Annotated in this window: 14 protein-coding genes; all 14 read left to right on the forward strand. The window is 55.5% G+C overall.

Annotated elements, in window-relative coordinates; all coding sequences use genetic code 11:
- Positions 1 to 12: 12 nt before the first annotated feature.
- The 14 genes from rpsK (at position 13) to BXY66_RS20210 (ending at position 13,124) form a co-directional block, all read left to right on the forward strand.
- Positions 13 to 402 (forward strand): 30S ribosomal protein S11, encoded by a 390-nt coding sequence (rpsK, locus tag BXY66_RS20145; RefSeq protein WP_093325885.1) that lies wholly within the window; start codon positions 13 to 15, stop codon positions 400 to 402.
- Positions 403 to 515: 113 nt separating this feature from the next.
- The gene (locus BXY66_RS20150; protein ID WP_132862213.1) at positions 516 to 1,532 is read left to right on the forward strand and encodes a DNA-directed RNA polymerase subunit alpha; all 1,017 of its coding nucleotides are present in this window, start codon (positions 516 to 518) and stop codon (positions 1,530 to 1,532) included.
- 141 nt (positions 1,533 to 1,673) lie between these two features.
- The gene (rplQ, locus tag BXY66_RS20155) at positions 1,674 to 2,093 is read left to right on the forward strand and encodes a 50S ribosomal protein L17 (RefSeq protein ID WP_132862214.1); all 420 of its coding nucleotides are present in this window, start codon (positions 1,674 to 1,676) and stop codon (positions 2,091 to 2,093) included.
- Between the two features lie 160 nt (positions 2,094 to 2,253).
- Positions 2,254 to 3,636, forward strand: a complete 1,383-nt coding sequence (locus tag BXY66_RS20160) for a Do family serine endopeptidase (RefSeq protein ID WP_132862215.1) — start codon at positions 2,254 to 2,256, stop codon at positions 3,634 to 3,636.
- A 5-nt stretch (positions 3,637 to 3,641) separates the two neighbouring features.
- Positions 3,642 to 4,970 carry a replication-associated recombination protein A gene (locus tag BXY66_RS20165; RefSeq protein WP_132862216.1) on the forward strand — a complete coding sequence of 443 codons (1,329 nt, stop codon included), beginning with the start codon at positions 3,642 to 3,644 and terminating at the stop codon, positions 4,968 to 4,970.
- 9 nt (positions 4,971 to 4,979) lie between these two features.
- Entirely contained in the window at positions 4,980 to 5,366 is a 387-nt protein-coding gene (gene crcB / locus BXY66_RS20170; protein ID WP_132862217.1) for a fluoride efflux transporter CrcB, read from the forward strand.
- Positions 5,363 to 6,409, forward strand: coding sequence for an RluA family pseudouridine synthase (locus tag BXY66_RS20175; protein WP_132862218.1), 1,047 nt, complete (start codon positions 5,363 to 5,365; stop codon positions 6,407 to 6,409). The genes crcB and BXY66_RS20175 overlap by 4 nt, the downstream gene beginning before the upstream one ends.
- 97 nt (positions 6,410 to 6,506) lie before the next feature.
- Positions 6,507 to 7,004, forward strand: a complete 498-nt coding sequence (locus BXY66_RS20180; RefSeq protein WP_132862219.1) for a lactoylglutathione lyase family protein — start codon at positions 6,507 to 6,509, stop codon at positions 7,002 to 7,004.
- Between the two features lie 57 nt (positions 7,005 to 7,061).
- On the forward strand, positions 7,062 to 7,739 hold the full coding sequence (locus tag BXY66_RS20185) for an HAD-IA family hydrolase (protein ID WP_132862220.1): 678 nt from the start codon (positions 7,062 to 7,064) through the stop codon (positions 7,737 to 7,739).
- The gene (locus BXY66_RS20190; protein ID WP_132862221.1) at positions 7,736 to 8,446 is read left to right on the forward strand and encodes an ATP12 family chaperone protein; all 711 of its coding nucleotides are present in this window, start codon (positions 7,736 to 7,738) and stop codon (positions 8,444 to 8,446) included. The genes BXY66_RS20185 and BXY66_RS20190 overlap by 4 nt, the downstream gene beginning before the upstream one ends.
- Positions 8,447 to 8,646: 200 nt before the next feature.
- Positions 8,647 to 9,663 (forward strand): amino acid ABC transporter substrate-binding protein, encoded by a 1,017-nt coding sequence (locus BXY66_RS20195; RefSeq protein WP_132862222.1) that lies wholly within the window; start codon positions 8,647 to 8,649, stop codon positions 9,661 to 9,663.
- 124 nt (positions 9,664 to 9,787) lie between these two features.
- Entirely contained in the window at positions 9,788 to 11,020 is a 1,233-nt protein-coding gene (locus tag BXY66_RS20200) for an amino acid ABC transporter permease (RefSeq protein ID WP_132862223.1), read from the forward strand.
- Between the two features lies 1 nt (position 11,021).
- On the forward strand, positions 11,022 to 12,317 hold the full coding sequence (locus BXY66_RS20205) for an amino acid ABC transporter permease (RefSeq protein WP_132862224.1): 1,296 nt from the start codon (positions 11,022 to 11,024) through the stop codon (positions 12,315 to 12,317).
- A gap of 15 nt (positions 12,318 to 12,332) precedes the next feature.
- Positions 12,333 to 13,124, forward strand: coding sequence for an amino acid ABC transporter ATP-binding protein (locus tag BXY66_RS20210; RefSeq protein WP_132862225.1), 792 nt, complete (start codon positions 12,333 to 12,335; stop codon positions 13,122 to 13,124).
- Positions 13,125 to 13,168: the final 44 nt, after the last annotated feature.

A 13,168-nucleotide genomic window follows, 5' to 3' on the forward strand; every position in this document is an offset into this window, starting at 1 on the left:
AGGGTTTGATCAATGGCACGCGATAAGACTCGTACGAAGAAAAAAGAGCGTAAGAACATCGCTTCTGGTGTTGCGCACGTGAACTCCTCGTTCAACAACACCAAAATCCTGATCTCTGACGTTCAGGGCAACGCAATTTCCTGGTCCTCTGCTGGCACCATGGGTTTCAAGGGCTCCCGTAAGTCCACCCCATATGCTGCTCAGATGGCTGCGGAAGATGCAGGCAAAAAAGCTCAGGATCACGGCGTTAAGACGCTGGAAGTTGAAGTGCAGGGTCCCGGTTCCGGCCGTGAATCTGCACTGCGCGCGCTGGCTGCAATCGGTTTCAACATCACTTCGATCCGTGATGTGACCCCGATCGCGCACAACGGCTGCCGCCCGCCGAAGCGCCGCCGCGTTTAAGCGACAGCATTACTACCCTGGGGCTGTGATACTCACGGCCCCAGTTCGTCATTTTGAAACCTCGGGCGTCTGGATTTTTTGGACATGGAATCTGGACAAGTATGGAGGGACGCATGATCCACAAGAATTGGGCTGAATTGATCAAGCCGACCCAGCTTGAAGTAAAGCCGGGCAACGATCCCGCACGTCAGGCAACTGTGATTGCCGAACCGCTGGAGCGTGGCTTTGGTCTTACGCTGGGCAACGCGCTACGTCGCGTACTGATGAGCTCGCTGCAAGGCGCGGCCATCACTTCTGTTCAGATCGACAACGTCCTGCACGAGTTCTCCTCGGTTGCGGGCGTACGTGAAGATGTGACCGATGTTATCCTGAACCTCAAAGGCGTGAGCTTGCGCATGGAAGTTGAAGGCCCCAAGCGCCTTTCGATTTCTGCAAAAGGTCCGGGCGCCGTTACCGCTGGCGATATCTCCGACAGCGCCGGCATTGAAGTTCTGAACAAAGATCACGTGATCTGCCACCTTGACGATGGCGCCGACCTTTACGTCGAGCTGACAGTCAACACTGGCAAAGGCTACGTTTCCGCCGACAAGAACAAGCCGGAAGATGCGCCGATCGGTTTGATGCCGATCGATGCGATCTATTCCCCGGTCAAGAAAGTGTCCTATGACGTGCAGCCGACCCGTGAAGGTCAGGTTCTGGACTATGACAAGCTGACCATGAAGATCGAAACCGATGGGTCCGTGACGCCAGAGGACGCGGTAGCTTTCGCCGCGCGCATTCTGCAGGATCAATTGTCGATCTTTGTGAACTTCGACGAGCCAGAATCTGCTGGACGTCAGGAAGAAGACGATGGCCTCGAGTTCAACCCGCTTCTGCTGAAGAAAGTGGACGAACTGGAACTGTCCGTACGTTCAGCGAACTGCCTGAAGAACGACAACATCGTTTACATAGGCGATCTGATCCAGAAGACCGAAGCAGAAATGCTGCGCACGCCGAACTTCGGCCGCAAGTCACTTAACGAGATCAAAGAAGTTCTGTCTGGCATGGGGCTGCATCTTGGCATGGACGTCGAGGATTGGCCGCCGGACAACATCGAAGATCTGGCGAAGAAGTTCGAAGACAACTTCTGAGATTTTGTGGGCGAGGGTGACCTCGCCCCCATCAATAAATGCCCGGGTAAGCCGGGGAAGATATGGGCCTTCCGCCCCAAGGAGAGCCGGTGACACGCATCGCCGGCCAGACAAAGCAAAAACGCAAGTAGGAGAAATGAAATGCGTCACGCTCGTGGTTATCGCCGCCTGAACCGTACTCACGAACACCGTAAGGCACTTTTTGCCAACATGGCGGGTTCGTTGATTGAACATGAACAAATCAAGACCACCTTGCCGAAGGCCAAGGAACTGCGTCCGATCGTTGAAAAACTGATCACGCTGGCCAAACGCGGTGATCTGCATGCACGCCGTCAGGCTGCTGCGCGCCTTAAGGAAGACCAGTATGTCGCCAAGCTGTTTGACGTTCTTGGTCCGCGCTACGCTGACCGTCAGGGTGGATACATCCGCATCATGAAGGCGGGCTTCCGCTATGGTGACATGGCGCCGATGGCGATCATCGAATTCGTTGATCGTGACATTGACGCGAAAGGCGCAGCTGACAAAGCGCGCGTCGCGGCTGAAGAAGCTGCAGAAGAATAAGTCATTTTCGGTTCAGCCGAATGTGAGAAGCCCTGCCGGATCGGCGGGGCTTTTTTGTTGGCGAGCAATCCTGTGCCGAGTTCGGCATCGCTGGGTTGTGCCTGTTGAAATCACCAAGACGGTGCCGCATATCCTGAGCACAGCAACAAAGGACCTACTTATGCTCCGACCCCTCGCAATCGCTTTGTCGATGGCAATCGCCGTGCCCGCGGTGGCCGAGACCAGAATTCCCCAATCCCAAGCCGAAATCAGCCTTGGTTTTGCTCCACTAGTGAAGGAAGCCGCGCCGGCTGTGGTTAACATTTACGCCAAACAAGTTGTGCAGGCCCGACAAAGTCCGTTTTCAGGAGACCCTTTCTTTGATCAGTTTTTCCGGAACTTCGGAAACACACGTCCGCAGGTACAGAACTCTTTGGGTTCAGGGGTAATTCTGTCGCAAGACGGGATTGTTGTGTCCAACTATCATGTTGTGGGTATGTCTACCGACATCCGCGTTCAGCTAAAAGATCGTCGCGAATACAAGGCGAAGGTACTTTTGGCTGACGAAGAAAGCGATCTGGCAATCCTGCAAATAGAGAATGTGACTGACCTTCCGTTCTTGCGTTTGCGCAATAGCGACAGCGTAGAAGTAGGCGAGTTGGTTCTGGCAATCGGCAACCCATTTGGAGTTGGTCAGACTGTCACGTCAGGCATCGTGTCAGGCTTGGCAAGGTCTGGGGTCGCAACGGGCAACGCGCGGGGATACTTCCTGCAAACTGATGCGGCTATCAATCCGGGCAATTCAGGCGGTGCGCTGATTGACGTGAACGGCGACCTTATTGGAATCAACACCTCTATTCTCACTCGCTCGGGTGGGTCCAACGGCATTGGTTTTGCTATTCCCTCAAAGCTGGTGGGACAATTTGTTGATCAGGCACGACAGGGTTTTGATGGTTTTCAGCGCCCTTGGGCCGGAATGTTCGGGCAACCTGTAGACGCAGACATGGCGGACGGTCTTGGCCTCGACAGGCCGGGAGGCATTGTCGTTTCGGATCTGCATGAGGAGAGCCCATTCAAGGCTGCAGGGCTTGAAGCTGGAGACGTCATTCTTGAGGTGGAAGGACAGCCGGTAAATACACCCGCTGAGATGGTTTTCCGCATGTCGGTGGTGGGTCTCGGACAGGAAGCGGATGTTCTGGTTGTGCGTGACGGTCAGGAAGCCACATACGAAGTGGCTCTCAATCCGGCGCCAGAATCGCCAAGCCGCGAAACTGTTGAGGCGGGCAAACGATCTGCTATTCCAGGGCTCGTGATTTCCAACATTAACCCTGCGGTCCTTGGCCAGTTCGGACTACCACTTAACGTCTCCGGAGTTGTTGTCGAAAATCCGGGTCCAGTCGGCGCGCGTTTGGGATTGAATGCCGGTGATGTATTGCGGGCAGTAGACGGGCAAGAGGTCACCACAACCAAAGAGGCGGATCAGGCTTTGCGCAAGGCAAGTAAACGGCTTACGCTTGAGGTTCAGCGCGGCACGCAACGTGTCGTTATGCGTTTCAGACTCTGAGGGCTATGGCCGATCTTTTTGACCTACCAGACTCCGGAAACGGATCGAACGAGGGCGCGAGCGAAAGCTCTGCGCCCCGTCCTCTGGCTGATCGTCTGCGTCCCAAAACTCTTGGCGAGGTCATCGGTCAAGAGCAAGTTTTGGGACCCGACGCTCCGCTGGGGGTGATGTTGTCGTCAGGTTCTTTGTCGTCCCTGATCTTCTGGGGGCCGCCCGGGGTCGGAAAAACGACGATTGCTCGGCTGCTTGCGGACGAAACGGATCTGCACTTCGTACAAATCAGCGCGATATTTACGGGCGTGCCGGAACTCCGCAAAGTATTTGAGGCTGCAAAAGCACGCCGGACAAACGGCAAAGGCACCCTTCTTTTTGTTGACGAAATTCACCGGTTCAACAAAGCACAACAGGATGGCTTCTTACCTTATATGGAAGACGGCACGATCCTTCTTGTTGGCGCGACGACCGAGAACCCATCTTTCGAACTCAATGCCGCGGTATTGAGCCGATCTCAGGTGCTTGTCCTAGAACGTCTTAGTCTTGCCGATCTTGAGCGTTTGGCACAACGGTCCGAGCGAGAACTTAACAGGGTTTTGCCCTTGGATGGCCCGGCCAGAGAGGCTTTGCTGGAGATGGCCGATGGCGACGGCCGGGCTCTCCTTAACTTGATCGAACAGGTCATGGCTTGGCGTGTAGATGGCAAGCTTGATACCGATGCTCTGTCCACGCGCCTTATGCGCCGTGCTGCGAAGTACGACAAAGCCGGCGAAGAGCACTACAACCTGATTTCCGCGCTGCATAAATCGGTTCGTGGGTCTGACCCTGATGCGGCGCTCTATTGGTTTGCGCGAATGCTGGAGGGCGGGGAGGATCCCCGATTTCTGGCTCGGCGGATCACGCGCATGGCTTGTGAGGATATCGCGCTGGCGGATCCCCAGGCTCAGGGCATTTGCCTGAATGCTTGGGAAACATACGAACGCCTAGGCAGTCCAGAGGGAGAGTTGGCGTTGGCTCAAGCGGTTATTTATCTTGCTTTGGCGCCCAAAACCAATGCCGGCTATGTGGCCTACAAGGAAGCTCGCCGTATGGCAAAAAAAACTGGGTCAGAGCCGCCTCCGAAACACATTCTCAACGCACCGACGCAGTTGATGGCAGAGCAGGGATATGGTGCGGGGTATGAATACGACCACGACGCCGAAGGGGGTTTTTCCGGTCAAAACTATTTCCCGGAGGGGATCAAGCGTCCAGTTTTGTATGCTCCGGTTGAGCGCGGCTTCGAGCGGGAACTCAAACGGCGATTGGACTATTTCAGTAGCCAAAGATTGAAAAAACAGTAGGAGCGATCCGTGCTGAGCGTTGCATATGTGGCTTTGGGCGGCGCCGTAGGCGCGGCGTTGCGATATCTTGTCGGCCTGAGCATTGTACGTGCGATAGGCCCGAGCGCTTTGAGCGGCTTCCCTATCGCGATAATCACGGTGAATGTGATTGGCTCATTTTTGATGGGCGTTTTCGTGGTTGCAGCAGCACAGAGAGGACTTACGCATTTTTCGCCGCTGGTCATGACCGGGCTTTTGGGCGGCTTTACAACCTTCTCGGCGTTTTCACTTGAGACAGTCACGCTGATTGAGCGTGGACAATGGGGCGCGGCTGGTGTTTATGTCGCGCTTTCCGTTGTTGGATCGGTGGGAGCTCTGTTTCTTGGAGTTCTTGTCGCACGTGGAGTGTTTGCATGAGCCGGGTTCAGACCATCACTATCGAAGAAGCCGATGCAGACCAGCGCCTCGATCGCTGGTTCAAGCGGGTGTTTTCCCACGTGGGTCAGGGGCGCATCGAAAAGATGTGTCGAAAAGGCGAAATCCGAGTCAACGGCGGACGGGTGAAGGCATCGACTCGCTTGGAAACCGGCGATGAAATTCGCGTACCTCCGCTACCTGCCCCGGGCGAATTGGCTGCGCGACCAATAAACACGCGTGTGTCCGACAAAGACGCCAAGATGATCCGTGATTGCGTAATCTACAAGGATGATCATGTCATAGCCTTGAACAAACCGCCCGGGTTGCCAACGCAAGGCGGTAGCAAACAAAGCAAACACGTGGACGGTTTGTCGGAAGTTTTGAAGTTTGAACTGGACGAGAAGCCGCGCCTTGTTCACCGCCTCGACAAAGACACATCCGGTGTCCTTTTGCTGGCGCGCACTCGCAAGGCGGCGCAGGCGCTAACGGCAGCTCTGCGTCACAAAGAAACCCGCAAAATCTATTGGGCGGTCGTTGCGGGGGTGCCGACTCCCTATCTGGGCGAAATCAAATACGGTCTTGTCAAAGCTCCCGGACACGGGCGTCGCGGCGAAGGTGAAAAGATGCACGCTGTTCACCCCAGGGACATTGATGCCACGCCGGGTGCTAAGCGTGCGCACACTCAATATGCAACGCTATATCGTGTGGCGAGTCGTGCAAGCTGGGTGGCGATGGAGCCTCTCACGGGTCGCACGCATCAGCTACGCGCGCATATGGCGGAGATTGGTCATCCAATCATTGGAGACGGTAAATATGGCGGCTCTGGTCAAGAAAACCTCGGCGACGGCTGGGGAGCACAACTAGGCGGCATTATTTCCAACAAATTACATCTTCACGCCAGAACAATGGCATTTGAGCATCCCGAGACCCGCAAACCGGTTACTATTCATGCGGATCTCCCGCCTCATATGGCTTTGACATGGGAGACGTTCGGCTGGACCCCTGATCTTGCTTCGGATGATCCTTTCGAGGAGTTGCGCTGACCTGATTGAATTGTTGACTGGTCTGAAACCGTATCCATGTGTCATTGTTTCGGTACCTACAAGCTTTGTATTTCAGTCAACATTTCAGGGAGGCATCATGCCCGCAGTTTCATTCTCCCACATCGGGATAACAGTTCCAGACCTTGATAAGGCAGTCGAGTTTTACACTCGGGCTTTCGATCTTTACCTGTTGATGCCTCCGAGCGAGGTTTTGCAGGATGATAGCGCGATCGGGGAAATGTGCGATGACGTATTTGGCCCCGGGTGGGGGCGTTTTCGGATTGCGCATTTGTCGACCGCGGACGGGATCGGCATTGAACTTTTCGAGTTTCCCAAGACTGATGATGCGCCGCCGCCGTTTGAATATTGGAAACCAGGAATTTTCCACTTTTGTTTGCAAGACAGCGACATGGAGGCGCGGATCAGTCGCATTGAAGAGCTTGGCGGGAAGCAAAGAATGGAAAGGGTGCGGTACTATTATCCAGATGAAAAACCCTACCGCATGGTCTATTGCGAGGACCCGTTCGGCAATATCATCGAACTCTATAGCCACTCTTATGAATTGACCTATTCGAGTGGCGCATACACCGGCTGAGCTTGACCTCCTTGCCTCGCCGTGATGAAGCACCATCACAACGCGAAGGTACAGAACATGCGGCTCAAATTGGTCATCTTTGATGTGGACGGCACTCTGGTAGATAGCCAGGCCGACATTCTTGGGTCAATGAACGGAGCATTCGAGGCGCAGGGACTGAAAACCCCGGATCGTGAAGCGATCTTGGGAATTGTAGGCCTGTCTCTGGATGTCGCCATGCTGAAGCTTGCACCGCAGGCAGGAACGGCTGTACGGGCAGAACTGGTGGAAGGTTACAAGCGGACGTACATGCAACGCAGAGAAGCAGTTGGCACCAAAGAGAGTTCGCCGTTATATCCCGGAGCGCGTGCTGCCTTGGACCGCTTGAGGGCGCGGGACGATATTTTGCTGGGGGTTGCGACGGGGAAATCGCGTCGCGGACTGGACAAGTTGATCGAAGGGCACGGACTGGATGGGTACTTTCAAACTCGTCAAGTTGCGGACGATCATCCCAGCAAACCGCATCCTTCAATGATTTTCGCTGCCTTGTCGGAGACAGGTATGGAGCATGTTGATGCCGTCATGGTAGGAGACACCTCCTATGACATGGACATGGCACAAGCCGCTGGGGTTGCGGGGCTTGGGGTTAGTTGGGGGTACCATCCGGCGAGTGCATTGAAGAGCGCCCGCGCGATGGTTGATGACTTTTCCGCGCTGGACGAAGCGCTGGGCCAATTATTCGGAGAAACAGCATGAGTGGCTGGGCAAAGAAACGGTTCTGGAAAGAAACGTCGGTGGAAGACGTAGCTGGCGGTTTTGGCATTGCGTTGGATGGGCGTACTGTAAAGACGCCTGCCAAAGCTGCACTGGTGTTGCCGACAAGGGCGATGGCTGAGGCCGTCGCCGCAGAATGGGACGCGCAAGTAGACGAGATCGACCCGAACACCATGCCGGTCACGCGCTCTGCGAATGCCGCTATCGACAAAGTCGCCGTCCAACACGCTGAAGTTGCCGATATGATTGCCGAATATGGCGGCACTGATTTGCTGTGCTACCGCGCAACTTCACCGGAAGAACTGGTCGCCCGGCAAGTCGCTGGTTGGGACCCAATGCTCGATTGGGCAGCGCAGGAATTTGGCGCACGTTTGGAGGCGGTTGCAGGCGTGATGCATCATGCTCAGGAAGAGACGACGCTCGAAGTTCTCAAGGCTGCGGTGCACGAGTTGAATGCCTTCGAGTTGGCTGCGTTCCACGACATTGTGGGGCTTTCAGGATCGTTGATTCTCGGATTCGCGGCACTCCGAGGTGGGCGTGATCCAGAGGAAATCTGGCGCCTTTCGCAGATCGATGAGCAGTGGCAGGAAGATCAATGGGGCGCGGATGAAGAGGCAACGCGGGAGCGAGAGATCAAATATGAAGCGTTCCTACACGCAAATCGCTTTTATAAACTGGCGCAAAATTAACAAATTAGCCTTTCTTTCCGAACGATTTGCCTCTCGTGCGGCCAACGATTGAATCCCGTTATGGACCTCTTGACGTTTGGCGATGAATGCGCCCAAACTGCCCATGATGAGAGGGGGGTGTAATCCTTGATCATCTTTATGGCCGGGAGTGGCCTACTAAAACCGCCTGTAAAATGGCGGGTAATCAGGAAGAGGTAAAAATGAAAAAATCCGTATTCTTTGGTGCGCTGACTGTTGCTGGCCTGGCGGCCGGTGCGGCTGCTGCTGGCACGCTGGATGACGTGAAAGCACGCGGCAAGCTGAACTGCGGCGTAACCACCGGTCTGGTCGGCTTCGCAGCCCCGGACGCGAACGGCGAGTGGATGGGCTTCGACGTTGGCGTTTGCCGCGCAGTTGCAGCTGCTGTTCTGGGCGACCCGAAAGCCGTTGAGTTCGTACCGACAACCGGTAAGACACGCTTCACCGCGCTGGCTTCCGGCGAAATCGACATGCTGGCTCGTAACACCACATGGACATTCAGCCGCGACGTCGACCTGAAGTTCACCTTCGTAGGCGTGAACTATTATGACGGTCAGGGCTTCATGGTCCCGAAAGAGCTTGGCGTGTCTTCGGCGAAAGAGCTGGACGGCGCAACCGTTTGTATCCAGACCGGCACAACCACCGAGCTGAACCTGGCGGACTTCTTCCGCTCCAACAACATCAGCTACGAGCCGGTTCCGATCGAAACCAACGCCGAAGCACAGCAGCAGTACCTTGCAGGTGCTTGCGACGTGTACACCACTGACGCATCTGGTCTGGCGGCTACCCGCGCGACCTTCGAAGATCCGTCCGCACACGTTCTGCTTCCGGAAATCATTTCCAAAGAGCCTCTCGGCCCACTGGTTCGTCATGGCGACGACAACTGGGGTGACGTGGTTCGCTGGTCCCTGAACGCTCTGATCACAGCAGAAGAGCTGGGTGTGACCTCCGCAAACATCGGCGAGATGGCTGCAGGCACCAACAATCCTGAAGTGAACCGCCTTCTGGGCACCGAAGGCAACCTGGGCGAGATGCTCGGTCTGGATGCCGGTTGGGCCAAAGCAGCCATCATGGCTGGCGGTAACTACGGTGAGCTGTTTGAAGGCAACATCGGCGAGTCCACCCCGATCGGTCTGGCCCGTGGCCTGAACGCTCAGTGGACCAATGGCGGCCTGATCTACTCTCCGCCCTTCCGCTAAACACATCACGGAAAGGGCGCGGTTGATAGCCGCGCCCTTTTCGCATCTGCGACCTCAGCAATAATAATCGGCCGGACGCGTGGGGCGTCACAAAAACAAGGCCGAGCAACGGGGAAGATCCTACATGACCACTTTGACCGACCCTCCCAAGGAGTCGTTCCGGCTGTCTATGCTGATCAATGACACGCGTTACCGCTCGCTCACGTTCCAAGCGATTGCGGCCATCGCGCTGGCGTTGGCAATTTTTTATCTGGGCAACAATCTGATCCAGAACTTGCGGGCTGCCGGCCTAAATATCTCCTATGATTTTCTTGGCGATCCTGCTGGCTATGACATCAACCAGCGCCTGATCGAATATGACAGCCAGTCCAGTCACGCGCGTGCCGCCCTTGTCGGGGTTCTGAACACACTGCTGGTGGCCTTTCTGGCCTGTGTGACCGCAACAATCTTTGGTGTGATTGCCGGTGTTTTGAGGCTTTCCAATAACTGGATCGTCTCCAAACTGATGGCGATCTATGTGGAAATATTCCGCAACATTCCGGTCCTCATCTGGATTATCATTATCTTCACAATCATGACCGCTGTGATGCCGGGGCCGCGTGAATTCCGCGGGGACAATGCGACATCGAGCATGGTGTTTGATTTGTTTGCCTTCACCAACCGTGGCGTCTATGTGCCGATGCCGTTCTTCGAGAACGGCCTATTTGGCAACGCGGTGCTTAACTGGGTGGTGGTTCTGGCGGTTGCCATTGGGTCATGGTTCGCGACTCGTGCTGTGAATGCACGGGCGACAGAAACTCAGGCGCAGACGGGCGTTCGCCCCAATACGCTCTGGATCAACCTCGCGATCTGGCTGGTGCCGTTTATTGCCCTGATGTTCATCATGGGGCTTGCCTGGGAAGTGCCGGAACTCAAGGGGTTCAACTTCAAAGGCGGCATTAAGGTTGGTGGTCCGTTGATCGCGCTTTGGTTCGCGCTTTCGATCTATACCGGTGCCTTTATCGCGGAAAACGTACGCGCGGGCATTCAAGCCGTTTCCAAAGGTCAAACCGAAGCCGCATCGGCATTGGGATTGCGTCCTAACAAAGTCATGAACCTTGTGGTCCTGCCGCAAGCTTTGCGGGTGATCATTCCCCCGCTGATCTCGCAGTATCTGAACATCACCAAGAACTCGTCCTTGGCGATTGCTGTGGGTTATGCAGACATCACCGCAACGTTGGGGGGCATCACGCTCAACCAGACCGGCCGCGCGATCGAATGTGTTCTGCTTTTGATGCTGTTCTATCTCACCGCGTCGTTGCTCATCTCTATGGCGATGAACGTTTACAACGCATCCGTTAAGTTGAAGGAGCGCTGAGATGGCTGATCAAGACAACAACTCCATCGCTTTTGTCGCCACCGAAGTGATTCCCGAGAGCCCGCCTCCAGCGCGGGAAACGGGTGTGGTGAAATGGCTGCGCGAAAACCTGTTTTCCTCGGTCACAAACACCATCCTGACCGTGCTGGCGCTCGGATTGATCTATCTGGTGCTGAAAGCCACTATGCCTTGGATATTCAACGGTTTGTGGACGACGTCGTCGCTCGCGGAGTGTCGCGAAATACTCGACGGCACGACGGGGGCCTGTTTCTCGGTTCTTACCGAACGCTGGAACCAGCTGATCTACGGGTTCAAATATCCGGTTGAGGAATACTGGCGGCCTAATCTGGCGTTCCTGCTGATGTTGGTGGCCATTGCGCCAGTGCTGTTCTTTGACCTTCCGCGCAAGCTGTTGATCATCACGGCTCTGTTCCCCTTCGTTGCCTTCTGGCTGATCTGGGGGGGCACGATACTAGCACCATTGGTTGCGCTGATTGGCTTTGTTGCGGCTGGAGCCTTTTTCCAGACCTTTGGTCGGAGCAACTTTGCTCTCGGCTTCTTCGGTGCCATCGTGATTGCGCTTTTGGTGTGGTCCCTTGGCGGCGCAATGATCCCGGAAGGCGCGTCTGAAAATGCGTTGCTTCCTGCGGTTCCAAGTCGAGACCTTGGGGGCTTCATGCTCAACATGATGCTGGGTCTGACCTGTGTGTCTTTGTCGGTGCCTTTGGGCATTGCTTTGGCGCTTGGCCGTCAGTCCAACATGCCGCTGATCAAAGGCATCTGTGTGGTCTTCATCGAGTTCGTGCGAGGTGTACCGCTAATCACGCTGTTGTTTGTGGCGTCGGTTATGCTGTCCTACTTCTTCCCGCCGGATGCGACAGTTGACCTGTTCCTGCGCGTTGTGATCATGATCACGCTCTTCTCGGCAGCCTATATTGCCGAAGTGGTGCGTGGTGGTCTCGCGGCCCTTCCAAAGGGCCAGTATGAGGCGGCTGACAGCCTTGGTCTGGACTATCCGCAGGCGATGCGTCTGATCATTCTGCCGCAGGCGTTGAAGATCTCGATCCCGGGCATCGTTAACGTGGCGGTGGGCCTTTTCAAAGATACTACTCTCGTGTCGGTCATTTCGATGTTCGACCTCGTGGGTATGATCCGCGGCCCGATCCTCGCATCCACCGAATGGAACGGCGTGTACTGGGAGCTCTTCGGCTTTGCCGCAGCCCTGTTCTTCGTCGTCTGCTACGGCATTTCTCAATATTCCCAGTGGCTTGAGCGCAAGCTGCACAAAGGCCACTAAGAAGGAGTTCACATCATGTCTGAACTTATGTCTGATCGCGAAATCGACCGCTCCAAAATGCACGTGGGCAGCGAAGTCGCCATTCAAATCACCAACATGAACAAGTGGTACGGGTCGTTTCACGTGCTGCGCGATATCAACCTGACGGTTCACGAAGGTGAGCGTATCGTTATCGCCGGTCCGTCCGGTTCCGGTAAATCCACGCTGATCCGTTGCATCAACCGTCTGGAAGAGCACCAGTCGGGCGACATCATCGTGGACGGCACGGAGTTGTCCAACGATCTCAAGAACATCGACAAGATCCGTTCAGAAGTTGGCATGTGCTTCCAGCACTTCAACCTGTTCCCGCATCTGACGATCCTTGAGAACTGCACGCTGGCGCCGATCTGGGTGCGTAAGACGCCCAAGAAAGAAGCTGAAGAGATCGCGATGCACTTCCTTGAGAAGGTGAAAATCCCGGATCAGGCTCTGAAGTATCCCGGTCAGTTGTCCGGTGGTCAGCAACAGCGTGTGGCGATTGCCCGTTCGCTTTGCATGAAGCCGCGTATCATGTTGTTTGACGAGCCGACCTCGGCACTTGACCCAGAGATGATCAAAGAGGTGCTGGACACCATGATCGAACTCGCGGAAGAGGGCATGACCATGCTCTGCGTGACGCACGAGATGGGCTTTGCCCGTCAGGTGGCGAACCGCGTGATCTTCATGGACCAAGGCCAGATCGTGGAACAGAACGAGCCGGAAGAATTCTTCAACAACCCGAAGAGCGAACGGACACAGCTGTTCCTGAGCCAGATTTTGGGCCACTGAGGCGCATGTCGCAAAAGATTGAAGAGGCCGCGGTGGAAACATCG

This window comes from Shimia isoporae (assembly GCF_004346865.1).
GTDB lineage: Bacteria > Pseudomonadota > Alphaproteobacteria > Rhodobacterales > Rhodobacteraceae > Shimia > Shimia isoporae.

Bases quoted from the DNA above. Each gene is read 5' to 3' on its own strand.
- rpsK (WP_093325885.1), top strand. From the start codon at position 13: ATGGCACGCGATAAGACTCGTACGAAGAAAAAAGAGCGTAAGAACATC.
- BXY66_RS20150 (WP_132862213.1), top strand. From the start codon at position 516: ATGATCCACAAGAATTGGGCTGAATTGATCAAGCCGACCCAGCTTGAA.
- rplQ (WP_132862214.1), top strand. From the start codon at position 1,674: ATGCGTCACGCTCGTGGTTATCGCCGCCTGAACCGTACTCACGAACAC.
- BXY66_RS20160 (WP_132862215.1), top strand. From the start codon at position 2,254: ATGCTCCGACCCCTCGCAATCGCTTTGTCGATGGCAATCGCCGTGCCC.
- BXY66_RS20165 (WP_132862216.1), top strand. From the start codon at position 3,642: ATGGCCGATCTTTTTGACCTACCAGACTCCGGAAACGGATCGAACGAG.
- BXY66_RS20175 (WP_132862218.1), top strand. From the start codon at position 5,363: ATGAGCCGGGTTCAGACCATCACTATCGAAGAAGCCGATGCAGACCAG.
- BXY66_RS20180 (WP_132862219.1), top strand. From the start codon at position 6,507: ATGCCCGCAGTTTCATTCTCCCACATCGGGATAACAGTTCCAGACCTT.
- BXY66_RS20185 (WP_132862220.1), top strand. From the start codon at position 7,062: ATGCGGCTCAAATTGGTCATCTTTGATGTGGACGGCACTCTGGTAGAT.
- BXY66_RS20190 (WP_132862221.1), top strand. From the start codon at position 7,736: ATGAGTGGCTGGGCAAAGAAACGGTTCTGGAAAGAAACGTCGGTGGAA.
- BXY66_RS20195 (WP_132862222.1), top strand. From the start codon at position 8,647: ATGAAAAAATCCGTATTCTTTGGTGCGCTGACTGTTGCTGGCCTGGCG.
- BXY66_RS20200 (WP_132862223.1), top strand. From the start codon at position 9,788: ATGACCACTTTGACCGACCCTCCCAAGGAGTCGTTCCGGCTGTCTATG.
- BXY66_RS20205 (WP_132862224.1), top strand. From the start codon at position 11,022: ATGGCTGATCAAGACAACAACTCCATCGCTTTTGTCGCCACCGAAGTG.
- BXY66_RS20210 (WP_132862225.1), top strand. From the start codon at position 12,333: ATGTCTGAACTTATGTCTGATCGCGAAATCGACCGCTCCAAAATGCAC.